Origin of the sequence: Klebsiella sp. 141203 (assembly GCF_032601985.1) — a bacterium.
Lineage (GTDB): Bacteria > Pseudomonadota > Gammaproteobacteria > Enterobacterales > Enterobacteriaceae > Klebsiella > Klebsiella aerogenes.
The window spans coordinates 525,725-542,133 of sequence record NZ_JAQIRL010000003.1 but is presented as its reverse complement, the minus strand read 5'-3'; the positions used below and the strand labels follow the sequence as shown (position 1 = coordinate 542,133).

Below are 16,409 nucleotides of genomic sequence, written 5' to 3'. Positions count from 1 at the left end.
CTCCTGACTACTGATTTACCGGACAATGTAGCCGGTTCATCTGCACCCGCTTAGCGGCGGGCATGGTGATCGTTACCGTGATGCTGACACAACTTTGCCTGGATGTCTGCAAGCGGCTTATTTGCCCTTTCGCGGGCTGTGCCGGGGGAATGAGCTGGCTAAAGCGCCACGCTTCCCGCCACTGCTGGCGATAGGCGTTCAATTGAGCGGCGCCGCTGGCCAGCCCGCGGTGATAACCGCCAAGCGCCGCGATGGTCATGATTAACAGCGCCATCGCTAATAATGTCTCCGCCAGACTAAAACCGCGCTGGCGCGCTACGGCATCAGGCATAACGCACTCTCCTTTAACGGGCAAAAATCGCTCCATCCATGCGCTAAATAGCGCAGCACGCCCTGTTCAACCCATGCTGACTGCCACAGCTGTACTGTGCCGCTGCCGGCGATAAGCAGCGCGCGGCCATCATTAAAAAGCCGCAGGCACGCTCGCCAGCGTTGGCTGTTTTCCTGTTGACACACCACAGCGCTCTGCAGCGGCCAGTTCACCCCTTTGCCCCACTGCAGCGCCGACTGCGCGGCGGCCGTATCGCGAATCGCCTGGGTTTCGGCGCTCACCTGCGCCAGCAGCGATCGCTGCTGCTGGTTCATTCCCTGCAGCAGCAGGCTGCCCAGCGCCAGTAATAGCAGCACCATCAGTAGCGATGAAACTCCGCGCTGGCGTTTCACAGGTTGAACCCCGTTACCCGATATTGCGCCTCGGTGGAAATACGCGAGTCCGATTGCGCCTGCCCCCCCAGGGTAACGATAAGTTCAGGAGAGAACCCGCTTATCGCCTGCCGCTCAACGTGAAAACTCGTTACCGTTATGGCTGCGGGATTGGTCATTTTCTCCCAATTTTTACCGCCGCAGTCAGTGACGCCGCGCCGCGTTTCCAGCGCCCCATCGCGCAGGCGAAAACCGGTAGAATCGGCATCGGCCTCCGGCGCCAGCTCCCAAATGCCATTGCTGTTGCCATCCCAGCGAACAATAACGCACTGCCCGCCGTCGGCAGTCACCAGCGCCTGACCATTACAGTGACCCGCGCAATATCCGGCGCGCTGCAAATGTTTGGCTAACGCATAGACCCGCTGCCATAGCTCATTTTCCAGCGCCTGCTGCTGCGTTTGGCGAAGAATCTGGCGCTGTAGCGCCGGAAGGAAACGAGCGGCTCCGAGCAGTAATACCGAGCCAATCGCCATAGCAATCAGCGTTTCAATGAGCGAAAAACCGCGCGCCGCTACTGGCATAATTCCTCCCCTTCCCGACACAGGCGTATGCGTCCCCAGTTAGAGACAACAATCCGCCACGCTTCGCCATCGCCTTGCAACAGGATATGTCCGCCCCAGGCGCTGTTGCGCAGGCCGTAAAAACCAATGCCCGCCGTCAAATGTTGCAGCGTAATTCCCGGCCATAGCGGCTGTAGGGTAAAAGGCGTTTTCGCGTGACAGTCAGCCTCCACCCCGCTTGCGCTCAGACACCAGCCGGCGGGCGATTGTCCGATGCTAATGACGCGGTCGCGGTTGTGCCAGTTGGCGTCATCGCGCAGCAGCACGAGATAATCGCGCACCTGGCAGGCGACCTGCCACAAGCGCTGTTGCTGTTGCCAGCGCTGCCAGCCGTACATACCGCTAGCGCTGAGGATGACCACCAGCATCATGGTGACCAGCATTTCAATTAGGGTGTAGCCATGCTGTCTGTTCATGGCGTCGAGTATGCATTGCTCCGATCATCCATTCGAATGGTAAATCTACGGTTCGCGTCGCGGCTCGGGAAAAAATTCGCCAGTTGCAGGATATTGAGCGGCGTCAGGAATCAGGCTCGCAAAATTCTGCAAAGGGCATAAAAAAACCGGCGCTGCTGGCGCCGGTTTGTCATCACTACAGAGACGTTAAATCGCCACAGGCGCTTTAATTCCCGGATGCGGGTCATAACCTTCAATTTCGAAGTCTTCAAAACGGTAGTCGAAAATCGACGCCGGTTTGCGCTTAATGACCAGCTTCGGCAGCGGACGCGGTTCGCGGCTCAGCTGCAGGTTAGTCTGCTCCAGGTGATTGCTGTAGAGATGAGTGTCACCACCGGTCCAGACAAAATCGCCCACTTCCAGATCGCACTGCTGCGCCACCATATGCACCAGCAGCGCATAGCTGGCGATGTTGAACGGCAGGCCGAGGAACACGTCGCAGGAGCGCTGATACAGCTGGCAGGAGAGTTTGCCGTCGGCGACGTAGAACTGGAAGAACGCGTGGCACGGCGCCAGCGCCATTTTATCCAGCTCACCGACGTTCCATGCCGACACGATGATACGGCGGGAGTCCGGGTCATTTTTCAACTGTTCCATGACCGTACTGATCTGGTCGATATGGCGGCCGTCCGGCGCGGGCCAGGAACGCCACTGTTTGCCGTAAACCGGCCCCAGATCGCCATTCTCATCCGCCCACTCGTCCCAGATGGTGACGTTATTTTCGTGCAGATAGGCAATGTTAGTGTCGCCCTGCAGGAACCACAGCAGTTCATGGATGATGGAGCGTAAATGACAGCGCTTGGTAGTCACCAGCGGGAAGCCTTCCTGCAGGTTAAAACGCATCTGATGGCCGAAGATAGAGATGGTGCCAGTGCCGGTGCGGTCATTTTTTGGCGTGCCCTCAGCGAGCACTTTCTGCATCAAATCAAGATACTGTTTCATGGTTCCTCAAGAGTTTTGTTGCTGCGGACGATGACGATAAGCCCAAACCATCATAATGATACCCGCAAGCACCATCGGGATCGAAAGAATCTGACCCATACTGATGTACTGCACCCAGCCGCCGGTAAACTGTGCGTCCGGCTGACGGAAGAATTCCACGATAATGCGGAACAGGCCGTAGCCAATCAGGAACAGGCCGGAAACGGAACCGGTCGGGCGCGGTTTACGGATAAACAGGTTCAGGATCAGGAACAGCACCACGCCTTCCAGCGCCAGCTCATAAAGCTGCGAGGCGTGACGCGGCAGCGCGCCGTAGGTATCGAATAATGATTGCCATTCCGGGTGCGACGGCAGCAGCGCCAGGTCCTCAGCGCGCGAGCCCGGGAAAATCATCGCATAATGGAAGCTCGGGTCAACGCGGCCCCACAGCTCACCGTTGATAAAGTTGCCCAGACGCCCGGCGCCGAGGCCAAACGGGATCAGCGGCGCGATGAAATCGGAGACCTGGAAGAAGGTACGCTTGGTGCGTTTGGCGAAGATAATCATCACCAGAATCACGCCGATCAGGCCGCCGTGGAACGACATGCCGCCATCCCAGACGCGGAACAGATATAGCGGGTCGCTAAGGAAGACCGGCAGGTTGTAGAACATCACATAGCCGATACGGCCGCCGAGGAATACGCCGAGGAAGCCCGCGTAGAGCAGGTTTTCCACTTCATTTTTCGTCCAGCCGCTGCCCGGACGATTGGCCCGACGGGTGGCCAGCCACATCGCAAAGACGAAACCAACCAGGTACATTAAGCCGTACCAGTGGAGAGAGACCGGTCCAATGGAAAATATTACCGGATCGAACTCCGGAAAATGCAGGTAGCCACTATTCATCTGTCACCATAAAGACTTGTTATTCCGCCGAAAGTGGACAGCGGTGATGATCCGTGCCCGCTTAAAACGGGCACTCCGAAGGAGGCGAATGATAGCATAAGCGTGTAGTGCGATCCGCGCTGAACGTGTAAAAGATATGTATACGGATGCTAACAGCGTGCGGTTTTTCCCCGGGCTCGCTACGCGGTGCCGTTTTTTTGTCGGGTGGCGGCTAACGCCTTACCCGACCTACGGTCCGTGCCATTGCGAGCTTAAGATCTCTACCTTGTCCCCATGGCTACTGAAACTGCCGGTGTTGGTGGCCTCAAAATCGCTGAGACGTTCCCGGCAGGCCGGGGCAGCCCGCATGGATGCGGGCTGAGGGCCGTGACTTGCAGGGACGCTGCCTCGGCCCGACCCGAAGCCTGCCGGGATAAGTCGAAGGTACCACGAAGTGGCGATTTTGGCGGCCAGAGCCCGGGAGTACAGAGGGCGGCGGCGACTGGCCGCCCTTTGTGCGCTCCCTGCGCCATGATAGACATAACGCAGAAGAAATATCGGGAGCGCAATCTGCTCTGAAATAATAAAAAACAACTGTTTTTCCCGGACCAAAAAAGTTGCAAACCGATAACACTATCTACGTTACCGTCCGCCGCGGATCAGGCCGCCGAGACCGCGGCGCTCCATAAACGCCGCCACCTGGTGGCGCACTTCCGTGGTCATCTGCGCTTCCAGACTGCGCCGTGACAGCTCCTGCGCTTCTTCGATATCGATACGGCGCAGCAGATATTTCACGCGCGCGACCGAACGGCCGTTCATCGACAAATGGCGATAGCCGAGGCCCACCAGGATGGTGACGCACATCGGGTCGCCGGCCATTTCGCCGCACAAGCGCAGATCGATACCAAAACGCTCGGCGTCATGGGCAATCATCGCCAGCGCCCGCAATACCGCAGGGTGCAGGCAGTCGTACATATTGGCGACGCGGGTATTATTGCGGTCGACCGCGAGGATGTATTGCGTCAGGTCATTGGTGCCGACGGAGATAAAGTCGATGCGGTTTGCCAACTGCGGCAGCATAAAGACCATTGACGGCACTTCCAGCATCACCCCAAGGCGCGGGCGCGGAATCGCGTAACCAATCATCTCTTCGACTTCGCGACTGGCGCGCTCGATCAGGCGGCGGGCTTCGTCAACCTCTTCGAGGCTGGTGACCATCGGCAGCAGAATGCTGAGATTGCCGGTGGCGGCATTGGCGCGCAGCATGGCGCGCACCTGGATCAAGAAGATCTCTGGCTGATCGAGCGTAATACGGATCCCGCGCCAGCCAAGGCACGGGTTCTCTTCGCTAATCGGCATATACGGCAGTTGTTTATCGGCGCCGATATCCAGCGTTCGCAGGGTCACGGGCTTGCTGTTAAACATCTGCAGCATGCCCTGATACTGGGCGACCTGCTCCTCTTCGGAGGGGAAGCCGCTTTGTAACATAAACGGAATTTCGGTGCGGTAAAGCCCGATACCATCGATAAAGCTGCCGAGCTTCTCTTCATGCTCCGGGCTCAGGCCTGCGTTGAGCATCACTTTTACCCGTTCGCCGCTTTTCAGCTCGGAAGCGCGTTCAAGATCGTCTTCCGCCAGCCGGCTCAGCTCGTTCTCTTCGCTGATTAACCGCTGATACTCTTGTAGCAGCACCGGTTCGGGATCGACCAACAGATCGCCGCGATAGCCATCAACGATCAACGTATGGCCATGCAGCAGTGACGGCTGAATGTCGGCGCCCATTACCGTCGGGATGCCCAACGCACGCACCATGATCGCCGCGTGGGAGTTGGCCGCGCCGTCGCGCACCACCACCCCGACTAAGCGGTCCTGCGGCACTTCCGCAAGCGTGGTTGCCGACAGTTCATCGGCCACCAGAATAATGCGCTCAGGCCAGGTATTCGGCCCCTGGGTGGTGTCGTCGAGATGAAACAACAGCCGCTGCCCGAGAGTACGCAAATCCCCCGCCCGCTCTTTCAGGTAGCCATCACTGAGCGCGGCAAACTGCTCGGCAAATTTCTCAATGACTTTTTTCACCGCCCATTCAGCGACGGAGCCTTTGTCGACTTCATCGAATAACTCACGGCGCAGGCGCGCATCGGATAACAGGTGCGAATAGAGGTCAAAAATAGCCGCCGTCTCTTTTTGCGCCCCGGCGGCGTAGCGCTTGCTGTAGCGACGAAACTCATTCGCCGCCTCTTCCAGCGCGCCGGTGAGACGTTCGCGCTCGGAAGCGGTATCCAGCGTCGAGGCCTCGTAGACCTGCTCCATCAACGGCAGGCTAGCATCCATCCAGCCTTCGGCAATCGCCACCCCGGATGATGCCGGCAGCGCGCGGATGCGGGTCTGACGATACTGCCCAAACAGCGCATTTAACTGTGATTGGGAGAGAATCGCGGCCATCTGGGTGGCGAGGGTGACAAGGAAGGACTCTTCGCTTTCATCGAACTGGCGCAGCTCACGCTGCTGGACTACCAGCACACCCAGCAGCTGACGCCGCTGGATAATCGGCACGCCAAGGAAGGCGCGGAAGCGTTCCTCCTTAACGGCTGGAATATACTTAAAGCTGGGATGTTTTTGCGCATCGGCCAGGTTGATAGGCTCGGCCAGACGCCCCACCAGCCCCACGAGACCTTCATCAAATGCGAGTGCGACTGTGCGCCCGCGAGGTTTTTTCAGCCCGCGCGTGGCCATCAGGTAATAGCAACGTCGATCGTTGTCAGCCAGGTAAACCGAACAAACTTCCGTTTCCATCGCTTTACAGACATCCGTAACCAGGATATCCAGCGCCTCGTTTAAACGCGGCGCGCTGGCGACCTTCTCGACTATTTCTCGCAACCGAGTGAGCATAATGTGCGTGGCTTAACCTCTTTTACGTCGATAAGCAGGCGCGCTTTGCGGCTTGGGTGTGGTTTCAGCAAGCGACATCGTGACGCCCGCGAACTCTTTCATCACCCGGCGGTAAACGTCGCGCTTAAACGACACCACCTGACGAACCGGGTACCAGTAGCTTACCCATCGCCAGCCATCAAACTCAGGTGTACTGCTGGTTTGCATATTAATAGCCGTATCGCTGCCGACCAGTTGTAGAAGAAACCACTTCTGCTTCTGACCGATACAAACCGGCTTTGTGTCCCAACGCACCAAACGTTTAGGCAGCTTGTAACGCAGCCAGTTACGGGTCGAGGCCAGGATCCGCACATCTTTGCGGCTTAACCCAACCTCTTCGAACAATTCCCGATACATTGCCTGCTCGGCGGACTCGCCTGGATTAATGCCCCCTTGCGGGAACTGCCACGAGTGCTGACCATAACGCCGGGCCCACATCACCTGGCCCTGACGGTTACAAATTACAATGCCGACATTTGGGCGGTAGCCATCGTCATCAATCACCGGACTACCTCAAAATAAGCTTCAATGTGAATGATTGTTTCACACTCGTTGGAAACGGTAAACCACTCTCTGTGTGGCGTGATAACGAATAACATTTGAATAACTCACAGTAATCACCCGAGTTATAAACAGTGAACGCCATCCCCGGGCCATTTTATTCACTTTTTCTGTGGATAGAGTTGTGAAGAAGTACGGAATTAACCAGGGAAAACCCGGAGTAGTCCGAACGACGTAGAGATGGAACCATTTAATAATGACATACTATTCATTAAGTTATCATACTTCTCGCCGACAAATTACAGCATAACGTGATGATCATCACATATGCGATCCGGCAACTGATGAAAGATCGAACAATGCCGCTTTTATCCACAGATAAAGCACATTCGTCGGGCACATTTTGTCTAAAAATTCGATTTTCGTCGCACGTCAAGGCTGTAAATCGAACCAGTAGTGAGGCTTTTCCCCAGTTATCCCATTTTTCTGTGGATAACATGGTGTAAGATCCTGTTCATTGTCAGTGACCAGTTCTGGAAAACCCGTTTTCACTGTTTTCACAAACGGAAAAGTAGGATAAAAAACATATATAAATCATCATATTGGTATAGTTACCCATAAAAAGGTAAACTCTATCCACAACGCACAAAAATAGCGCTCATTTTTTGACCAGAGGTTTTCTATCATGCCAGCCATCGCTCCGCTTACCGCTCCGCCGCAAAGTCAGGAGCAACTTCTTGCTCAGGCCCAGCGGCTGGCGGGTTATTCGCTGGGTGAACTGGCGGCGCTGGCAGGGATCCCTATTCCTCGCGATCTGAAACGCGATAAGGGCTGGATTGGCATCCTGCTGGAGATTTGGCTGGGCGCCAGCGCCGGAAGCAAACCCGAGCAGGATTTCGCCGCCTTAGGCGTGGAGCTGAAAACCATTCCCATTGACCGTCAGGGCCGACCTCTGGAGACCACGTTTGTTTGCGTAGCGCCGCTAACCGGTAATAGCGGCGTGACCTGGGAAAGCAGCCACGTACGGCATAAGCTGCAACGCGTGCTGTGGATCCCGGTAGAAGGCGAGCGCGAAATCCCGCTGGCGGAACGCCGCGTCGGCGCGCCGCTGCTGTGGACGCCGGACGAGGAAGAAGATCGCCAGTTGCGTATGGACTGGGAGGAGTTGATGGATCTTATCGTGCTCGGCCAGGTTGAACGAATCACCGCCCGCCACGGCGAAGTACTGCAGCTGCGCCCAAAAGCGGCCAACAGCAAAGCGCTAACGGAAGCGATCGGCGCCCACGGCGAGCCGATCCTCACCCTACCGCGCGGCTTTTATCTGAAAAAAAACTTCACCGCCGCGCTGCTTGCGCGTCATTTTCTCTTAGGCCATGAATAATTTTTTGTTCTGCCATAACGCCTGCATATAATTACCACTTTATTTTTTGCAGGACTTTGAACAATGTTATTTGCATGGATAACCGATCCTAACGCCTGGCTGGCGCTCGGCACGCTGACGCTGCTGGAGATCGTTCTCGGGATCGATAATATTATTTTTCTCTCTCTGGTTGTCGCTAAGCTTCCCACCGCTCAACGCGCCCATGCGCGGCGTATCGGGCTAATGGGAGCCATGCTGATGCGTCTCGGCCTGCTGGCGTCTATCGCCTGGGTCGTTAAGCTCACCAACCCGCTCTTCACCGTATTCGGGCAGGAGATCTCGTTTCGCGACCTGATCCTGCTGCTCGGCGGCCTGTTCCTTATCTGGAAAGCGAGTAAAGAGATCCACGAATCTATTGAAGGCGAGGAAGAAGGTCTTAAAACCAACGTCCACTCCTTCTTTGGCGCCATCGTGCAGATCATGCTGCTGGATATCATCTTCAGCCTTGATTCAGTCATTACCGCCGTGGGTCTCTCCGATCATCTGTTCATTATGATGGCCGCGGTGGTGATTGCGGTTGGAGTGATGATGTTTGCCGCGCGTCCGATCGGCGACTTCGTTGACCGTCACCCGTCGGTCAAAATGTTGGCCTTGTCGTTTCTGATCCTGGTCGGCTTCACCTTGATGCTGGAGAGCTTCGATGTGCATGTCCCGAAAGGTTACATCTACTTCGCGATGTTCTTCTCCATTGCGGTCGAAACGCTCAACCTGATGCGCAATAAGAAAAACCCGCTGTAAGCCACAAAATTGCAGTCCGGAAGCGGGCTGCAATCCTTTTTAAGACTTTACTGCTTTTTATGTCTCACAAATCAGGCTATTAATATACTGGTACGAGGTGCGGCCATAAGAGAGGTAATGACGATGAAAAAATGGGCAGTATTGATTTCCGCCGTAGGACTGGCGTTCTCGGTTTCCGGTTGCAGCAGCGATTATGTCATGGCGACAAAAGATGGACGTATGATTCTTACCGACGGTAAACCGGCGGTTGACGATGACACCGGTTTGATAAGCTACGAAGATCAGCAAGGCAATAAAATGCAGATCAACCGCGACGACGTGTCACAAATTATTAAGCGTTAAGCTTTTTCGTCGGTTAACCGCATATTTTCCGACAACCACAGCCACAGAAAAGAGTCGGGATCCCCCTGCTATATCCCCAGGGCAGCCCCCTTCAGGATCTCCAGACCCGGCTTTTTTGATATTTTCCCTTTCTCTTTTTCTCTCCCTCTGCCATGTTGTTATTCCCATCAGCCTGCAAGCGCTTTGAAGTTTGTGGGGAGATAGATTTGTCGGGAAACTCCTGACCTTGTTGATAAAAATAAGGAAGCCGGCTATGCAGTATCACCGTATCCCACACAGTTCTCTTGAAATCAGCACGCTGGGGCTGGGCACAATGACGTTTGGTGAACAAAATAGCGAGGCCGACGCTCATGAACAGCTCGACTACGCCGTAAGTCAGGGAATCAACCTGATTGATGTCGCCGAAATGTATCCTGTCCCGCCGCGCCCGGAAACCCAGGGTCTGACCGAAACCTACGTCGGCAACTGGCTGGCGAAACGCGGCAACCGCGAAAAGCTGATTATCGCCTCTAAAGTCAGCGGTCCGGCGCGCAATAACGACAGCAGCATTCGCCCGAATCACGCGCTGGATCGCAAAAACATTCGCGACGCGCTGCACGACAGCCTCAAACGTCTGCAAACCGATTATCTCGACCTCTATCAGGTACACTGGCCACAGCGCCAGACCAACTGTTTCGGCAAGCTGGGCTATACCTGGAGCGACTCCGCGCCGGTGGTCACCCTGCTCGATACGCTGGAAGCCCTCACCGAATTCCAGCGCGCCGGTAAAATCCGCTATATCGGCGTCTCTAACGAAACCGCCTTTGGCGTCATGCGCTATCTGCATCTGGCCGATAAGCACGACCTGCCGCGCATCGTCACGATTCAAAACCCGTACAGCCTGCTTAACCGCAGCTACGAAGTGGGGCTGGCGGAAGTGAGCCAATATGAGGGCGTTGAGCTGCTGGCGTATTCATGCCTGGCGTTCGGTACGCTGACCGGTAAGTACCTCAACGGCGCGCAGCCGGCTGGCGCACGCAATACGCTATTTAGCCGCTTTACCCGCTACAGCGGCGAGCAGGCGCAGAAAGCGGTGGCCGCTTATGTGGACATTGCCAAACGCCACAATCTCGATCCGGCGCAAATGGCGCTGGCCTTTGTGCGTCGCCAGCCGTTTGTCGCCAGCACCCTGCTCGGGGCCACGACCATGGAGCAGCTCAAGACCAACGTCGAAAGTTTGCATCTTGAGCTGAGCGAAGAGGTGTTAGCGGAGATTGAGGCGGTGCATAAGGTGTATACCTACCCGGCGCCGTAAGAGGGTAAAAACCCCGGGTAGCGGCTAACGCCTTACCCGGGCTACCGGAGAGCAGACATTTGTGAATCCGTCCCTCTCCGGGGATTATTTACGCCGTCCCCACCACCACAGCGCAGCGATGGCTAGCGCAAAGACCGCGCCAAATCCTATCCCCACGCCAACCGGCGGGATCCCAACGCTGACCGCCAGCGAGTACAGCCCCAGCATGAGCAACATCGCCACGTTTTCACCGAGGTTCTGTACCGCAATGGCGTTACCTGCGCCAACGGTATGTTTCCCGCGCTCCTGCAGCAGCGCGTTCAGCGGCACGATAAAGAAGCCGCCACACACCCCAAGCAGTAGCAGTAGGCCAAATGCCGGTAGTAGCGACTGCTGTACCGCGAAGACGATCACCGCGACGCCAATCAATATCCCGGCGGGCATACAGCGCGAGACGGTTTCCAGCGTGACCAGCTTCGCCGCTGCGCCAGCGCCAACCACAATCCCGACGGCGACCATCGCATTGAGGTAGGTCGGCATCGCGTTACTGGTGATCCCAAGCGCCACCGGCACCCAAATCACCAGCAGGAAGCGCAGCGTCACCCCCGCCCCCCAGAACAAGCTGGTGCCCATCAATGAGAAACGCGTTTCACTATTACGCCACAACGTCTTACAGGCGCTGAAGAAGCTATGCGTCATCGGCCTGAAACGCCACGACTGCCCAGGACGAGCCGCCGGTAGTTTCGGGATCCACAGGTTAGCAACCACTGCGCCGCCATAAACCAGCGCACAAACGATAAGCGCCGCCAGCACGTGCCAGTCCGCAAGAATACCGCCCGCCATCGAGCCCAGCAGGATCGCCGCGATGGTCGACGACTCCATCAGTCCGTTAGCCTTCACTAACTTATCGCCGGTGGTCAGTTCGCCCAGAATACCGTATTTCGCCGGCGAATAGGCCGCCGCGCCAATACCCACCAGCGTATAGCCGATAAACGGATTGACGCCAAAGCAAATACACCCGGCGCCGAGCAGCTTCAGGCCATTAGCGACCATCATCACCCGGCCTTTGGCGAAGCTATCGGCAAATTGCCCGACAAACGGCGCAAAGAGAATGTAAGCGCCCACAAACAACATCTGCAATACCGGCTGACTCCACTCCGGATAGTAGAGCTGCTTCATCAACGCCAGGGTGGCGAACAGCAGCGCATTATCGCCGAAGGCCGACAGGAACTGGGCGCAGATCACCGCCATCATCCCTTTCGAGTACAGTGAAGCGTTAGTGTGCACTGACTCACTCATGTGTATGTTCCGCCTCTTCAACCATGCCTTTCAGGGTGACAAAGTCCGGCTTGCCGCTGCCCAGTACCGGCAGCTGTTTCAGCCAACGAATATCGCGCGGCACCGCCAGCTCCGGTACGCCGTGTTCACGCGCGTAGCGCAGCAGCTTTTCGCGATTGAGTTCATTATCGGTGGTAAACAGCACCAGCGCCTCGCCTTTGCTGGCGTCCTGCTTAATGGCCGTGGCGTGCATTTTGTCCGGCGAGACCGCCAAAGCGACCTGCTCGACCATCTCCAGCGAGACCATCTCGCCGGCGATTTTGGCGAATCGCTTGGCGCGACCCTGAATACGGACGTAGCCCTGCTCGTCAAAGACGACGATATCGCCGGTGTCGTACCAGCCGCTCTCCACTTCACCGTGCTGGTTTTCCGCCGTCGGCGCTTCCAGCACGCCGGGGTTTTCTACCCGCAGATAGCCTTTCATGATGTTTGGCCCTTTCAACTGCAGGCGGCCCCCCTGCTCGATGCCCGGCATCGCCAGCAATCGGGCATCCATCCCCGGAAGAATGCGCCCGACGGTACCGACTTTCGCCGCCATCGGAACGTTGATGGAGACCACCGGCGCACATTCGGTCACGCCGTAGCCTTCAAGGATGCGCAGGCCAAATTTGTCCTGCCACAGCTGTTTGGTGCTGTCCTGCAGTTTTTCCGCCCCTGCCACCACATAGCGCAGACGATAAAAATCATATGGGTTGGCAAAGCGGGCATAGTTGGCGAGGAAGGTTGAGGTGCCGAACAACACGGTACAGTTACGATCGTAGACCAGCTCCGGCACCACCCGATAGTGCAGCGGGCTTGGATAGAGGAACACTTCCGCGCCGGTGAATAGCGGCGTCAGCAGGCCGACCGTCAGGCCGAAGGAGTGAAACAGCGGCAGCGCCGACATAAAGCGATCGTTGGCGGTAAAATCGGCGATGGTTTTAATCTGTTCCACGTTAGCCAACAGGCTTTTATGGCTATGCACCACCCCTTTTGGGTTCCCCTCCGAGCCGGAGGTAAAGAGGATCATCGCCGCATCTTCCGGCTGCTGCTTGACCTGCGCCAGACGCGGCGCCAGCAGATGGCCAAATATCCACAGCTTGTCGGCGGTAGTGACATCGCCTTTCAGATCTTCCAGAAACACCCAGCGCACCTGAGTCAGCTGCTCCGGCAGGTGCCAGAGTTTGCCTTTATCGAGGAAGGTACGGGAAGTAAAAATGGTTTTGATTTCCGCGGCGGTAATCGCGCTGCTGAGTCCTTTGACGCCGGCGGTATAGTTCATCATTGCCGGGATACGCCCGCGGGCAATCGCGCCGAAAATCACCGCCGCGCTGATACCGGCGTTAGGCAGCATCAGGCCGATTTTCTCGCCCTGCGCGCTGTATTTTTCCAGAATACGCGCGACGAACAGCGTTTTGGTCAACAGTTTCCGGTAGGTATCCGGCTGGAAATTAATATCTTCCACGCAGTTTTTACGCGCGCCAAAGCGGTCCTGCGCCGCCAGTAGCGACTCATACAGCGTTTCACGCGGGCGCACCGCCATGCGCGCTTCCATCATAATCTGGTGCAGCATTTCGCCGGCGATTTTTCGCCGATCGCGGGCGCGCGGCGCTTCCGGCATCGGCAGATGCGTCGGCGGCAGTAAATGGAGCTGAATACGCGGGAACAGACGGCGTTTTACCAGCCCCTTAAGACGGCTGAATGGCGTAAGTTCGGCGCCTTCGATTCGCAGCGGCACAATGGTCGCTTTCGACTTCGCCGCCACAAACGCCGCGCCGTCGTAGATTTTCATCAGCGAACCGCTTACCGAAATACGCCCTTCCGGAAAGATAACCACCGGGCGTCCCTGCTCAATCAAGCGCACCAGATGCTTAATTGACATCGGCTTGGTGGGGTCCAGCGGAACAAAGTCGATAAGCGGCGTCAGCGCCCGCATAAACCAGCGCTGGCTAATCGAGGTATAGACCGCAAACACCGGCCGAACGGGCAGAAATAGCGCCAGTAAAATACCGTCGAGAAATGAGACATGATTTGGCGTAATTAATACTTTTTCCTGATAGAGCGCCTGAGTGTCTCCGGTCAATCGTACCCGGTACAATCCTTTGAACAGTAATCGAAAAAATCCCAACAGCATAACGACTCCGCGTGGCTGATTTAGTATTCCGAGCAGGTTACATGAGAAGGCGGGGAAAAGCAGTGTGGGGGAAGAAAATTCAGAATAAAAAAAACCTGCGCATCCGCGCAGGTCGGTGCAAGATAATCAGTACGAAGTGCGTACTTAAGAAACTCACCAATCAATACCTCTGGGACCCTGATTGTCGCGTTTTTACCCACGACCGCGCCAGCGCGAAAACGCAAGGGAATGAGCCTAAGTGCAACCAGGTATTGCGATTTTCGCTGTCTGTAACAGGCTGAATGACAGGCAAAAAAAAACCTGCGCATCTGCGCAGGTTGGTGTAATTAAGTGGTCAACGTGACGTTGACTCCACCTATCAATACCTCTGGGATAGCCAGAGTATCAATGCATCACTCAACGAAACCAGCGAACATTCGCAACAGCTAATCGCAAAGTGTAAGCAAAGATGAGAATTCTCTTTTCACCGTTGCATCCCACGCATTGTGCTGTGTAACTTTGTCACCGCTAATCCTTGTCTGCGTCACATTTGTATCAACCAGAATAGCTGTAGCCTTGAATCTGCTGCGCTTTCCCGTAACATAACTATTATGTAAACGCTTACCCTAAAAAAGGTCCGGTATGGCGACAATTAAGGATGTAGCCCGACTCGCAGGAGTCTCCGTCGCTACCGTCTCACGCGTTATCAACAACTCGCCAAAAGCGAGTGAAGCCTCTCGTCAGTCGGTAACGGCGGCGATGGAAACGCTGAACTACCACCCCAACGCCAACGCCCGCGCGCTGGCGCAGCAGTCGACGGAAACCATCGGTCTGGTGGTGGGCGACGTTTCCGATCCCTTCTTCGGCGCGATGGTTAAAGCCGTCGAGCAGGTGGCCTACAGCACCGGTAATTTTCTGCTTATCGGCAACGGCTATCACAATGTGCAAAAGGAACGTCAGGCAATTGAACAGCTGATCCGCCACCGCTGCGCGGCGCTGGTAGTGCACGCTAAAATGATCCCCGACGACGAACTGGCGGGGCTGATGAAACAGATCCCCGGCATGGTGTTAATTAACCGCATCGTGCCGGGTTTCGAACAGCGTAGCGTGGCGCTCGATGACCGCTACGGCGCCTGGCTGGCGACGCGCCATCTGATTCAGCAGGGCCACAGCCGCATTGGCTATATCTGCTCTAACCACGCGATTTCCGATGCCGAAGACCGGCTGCAAGGTTATTACGATGCCCTGAAAGAGAGCGGCCTGCCCGTCAATGACCGGCTGGTCACCTTCGCCGAGCCTGACGAAAGCGGCGGCGAGCTGGCGATGACCGAGCTATTAGGCCGCGGCAGAAACTTTACCGCCGTCGCCTGTTACAACGATTCAATGGCCGCAGGCGCAATGGGGGTGCTCAACGATAACGGTATCGAGGTGCCGCAGGAAATTTCGCTGATTGGCTTCGATGACGTGCTGATCTCGCGCTACGTGCGCCCGCGCCTGACCACCGTGCGTTATCCGATCGTCACCATGGCGACCCAGGCGGCGGAGTTGGCCCTGGCATTGGCGGAACAGCGCCCGGCGCCGGAAATCACTCACCTCTTTAGCCCGACGCTGGTGCGCCGTCACTCAGTGATAACGCCCGCGGAAAGTGACAAGTCGTAGCGGTACAGGCTCACGGCGGTGGCCGGGTAATCCAGGCCCTCGCCGATATAGCGCCAGCCAAAGCGTTCGTAAAAGTCGCGGCAGGCGGAATAGAGATAAAGCTGCGGATAACCGCACTGGCGGGCATAGTCGATGACGTGCCGCTGCAGCTTCCCAGCCAGCCCCTGCCCGCGCGCCGTTTCGGCGACAAACAGTGCCGCCATCCAGGGAAACAGATCCTGACGGCTGAGCAAATCGCAACGCCACAGCCCTACGGTCCCCAGCAGCGCCTCGCCTTCGGTGGCGATAAAGGTCAGCGGCAGCGCCCCCGGCGTTTGGCTATGTTCAACAATACTGCTAAAAAACGCCTGCGGTAAGGCATCGCCGGCAAAAGCCTGCCATAGCCACTCCGCCACCTGCGGCCCATGCTGCGGCGCGGCGTACAACGGTTGAATCTGCATTTTTTCCCCCTGTGAATCGATGAATTCTAGCGCGCCGCGCCCGCCCGCGCATCAAGGGTCTGAAAATGCCTTCAACAGGATTTCCGCAAAAAGCGTGA

General features: G+C 56.6%; 17 protein-coding genes. 6 read left to right on the top strand and 11 right to left on the bottom strand.

Annotated elements, in window-relative coordinates:
• Positions 1-7: 7 nt before the first annotated feature.
• The 8 genes from PGR29_RS15180 to rppH all read right to left on the bottom strand — a co-directional run bounded on the left by PGR29_RS15180 (position 8) and on the right by rppH (position 7,012).
• Positions 8-331 carry a prepilin-type N-terminal cleavage/methylation domain-containing protein gene (locus PGR29_RS15180; RefSeq protein WP_213793496.1) on the bottom strand — a complete coding sequence of 108 codons (324 nt, stop codon included), beginning with the start codon at positions 329-331 and terminating at the stop codon, positions 8-10.
• Positions 316-723 carry a DUF2509 family protein gene (locus tag PGR29_RS15175; RefSeq protein ID WP_308958588.1) on the bottom strand — a complete coding sequence of 136 codons (408 nt, stop codon included), beginning with the start codon at positions 721-723 and terminating at the stop codon, positions 316-318. The genes PGR29_RS15180 and PGR29_RS15175 overlap by 16 nt, the downstream gene beginning before the upstream one ends.
• Positions 720-1,283: a prepilin peptidase-dependent protein gene (locus PGR29_RS15170; protein ID WP_316424784.1), complete on the bottom strand. Its 564-nt coding sequence runs from the start codon at positions 1,281-1,283 to the stop codon at positions 720-722. The genes PGR29_RS15175 and PGR29_RS15170 overlap by 4 nt, the downstream gene beginning before the upstream one ends.
• A complete protein-coding gene (locus PGR29_RS15165) occupies positions 1,274-1,738 on the bottom strand; it encodes a prepilin peptidase-dependent protein (RefSeq protein ID WP_316424783.1) in 465 nt (154 codons plus the stop codon). Before PGR29_RS15165 ends, PGR29_RS15170 begins: the two co-directional genes overlap by 10 nt.
• 186 nt (positions 1,739-1,924) lie before the next feature.
• Positions 1,925-2,719, bottom strand: coding sequence for a thymidylate synthase (gene thyA, locus PGR29_RS15160; RefSeq protein ID WP_048231318.1), 795 nt, complete (start codon positions 2,717-2,719; stop codon positions 1,925-1,927).
• A 6-nt stretch (positions 2,720-2,725) separates the two neighbouring features.
• Positions 2,726-3,601, bottom strand: coding sequence for a prolipoprotein diacylglyceryl transferase (gene lgt / locus PGR29_RS15155; RefSeq protein ID WP_087858619.1), 876 nt, complete (start codon positions 3,599-3,601; stop codon positions 2,726-2,728).
• A 621-nt stretch (positions 3,602-4,222) separates the two neighbouring features.
• Entirely contained in the window at positions 4,223-6,469 is a 2,247-nt protein-coding gene (gene ptsP, locus PGR29_RS15150) for a phosphoenolpyruvate--protein phosphotransferase (protein WP_047078964.1), read from the bottom strand.
• Between the two features lie 12 nt (positions 6,470-6,481).
• Entirely contained in the window at positions 6,482-7,012 is a 531-nt protein-coding gene (rppH, locus tag PGR29_RS15145; RefSeq protein ID WP_015703328.1) for an RNA pyrophosphohydrolase, read from the bottom strand.
• Between the two features lie 453 nt (positions 7,013-7,465).
• Here rppH and PGR29_RS15140 point away from each other — a divergent pair, with 453 nt between their 5' ends.
• The 5 genes from PGR29_RS15140 (at position 7,466) to PGR29_RS15120 (ending at position 10,803) form a co-directional block, all read left to right on the top strand.
• A complete protein-coding gene (locus PGR29_RS15140; RefSeq protein WP_259678470.1) occupies positions 7,466-7,630 on the top strand; it encodes a hypothetical protein in 165 nt (54 codons plus the stop codon).
• 64 nt (positions 7,631-7,694) lie between these two features.
• Entirely contained in the window at positions 7,695-8,390 is a 696-nt protein-coding gene (gene mutH, locus PGR29_RS15135) for a DNA mismatch repair endonuclease MutH (protein WP_101705384.1), read from the top strand.
• Between the two features lie 63 nt (positions 8,391-8,453).
• Positions 8,454-9,167 (top strand): TerC family protein, encoded by a 714-nt coding sequence (locus tag PGR29_RS15130; RefSeq protein ID WP_045396707.1) that lies wholly within the window; start codon positions 8,454-8,456, stop codon positions 9,165-9,167.
• A gap of 123 nt (positions 9,168-9,290) precedes the next feature.
• Entirely contained in the window at positions 9,291-9,509 is a 219-nt protein-coding gene (locus tag PGR29_RS15125; RefSeq protein ID WP_004867116.1) for a YgdI/YgdR family lipoprotein, read from the top strand.
• A gap of 253 nt (positions 9,510-9,762) precedes the next feature.
• Positions 9,763-10,803 (top strand): NADP(H)-dependent aldo-keto reductase, encoded by a 1,041-nt coding sequence (locus PGR29_RS15120; protein WP_213316470.1) that lies wholly within the window; start codon positions 9,763-9,765, stop codon positions 10,801-10,803.
• Between the two features lie 84 nt (positions 10,804-10,887).
• Here the strand turns inward: PGR29_RS15120 and lplT are convergent, their stop codons facing one another.
• Positions 10,888-12,081: a lysophospholipid transporter LplT gene (gene lplT, locus PGR29_RS15115; RefSeq protein WP_113372966.1), complete on the bottom strand. Its 1,194-nt coding sequence runs from the start codon at positions 12,079-12,081 to the stop codon at positions 10,888-10,890.
• Positions 12,074-14,233: a bifunctional acyl-ACP--phospholipid O-acyltransferase/long-chain-fatty-acid--ACP ligase gene (gene aas / locus PGR29_RS15110; protein WP_113372967.1), complete on the bottom strand. Its 2,160-nt coding sequence runs from the start codon at positions 14,231-14,233 to the stop codon at positions 12,074-12,076. Before aas ends, lplT begins: the two co-directional genes overlap by 8 nt.
• Before the next feature lie 621 nt (positions 14,234-14,854).
• Between aas and galR the strand changes: the two genes are divergently transcribed.
• Complete coding sequence (galR, locus tag PGR29_RS15105) at positions 14,855-15,871, top strand: HTH-type transcriptional regulator GalR (RefSeq protein ID WP_063416337.1); 1,017 nt, start codon at positions 14,855-14,857, stop codon at positions 15,869-15,871.
• Here the strand turns inward: galR and PGR29_RS15100 are convergent.
• Positions 15,832-16,311 (bottom strand): GNAT family N-acetyltransferase, encoded by a 480-nt coding sequence (locus tag PGR29_RS15100; RefSeq protein ID WP_213316478.1) that lies wholly within the window; start codon positions 16,309-16,311, stop codon positions 15,832-15,834. The two genes, galR and PGR29_RS15100, sit on opposite strands and share 40 nt — an antisense overlap.
• Between the last annotated feature and the right edge of the window lie 98 nt (positions 16,312-16,409).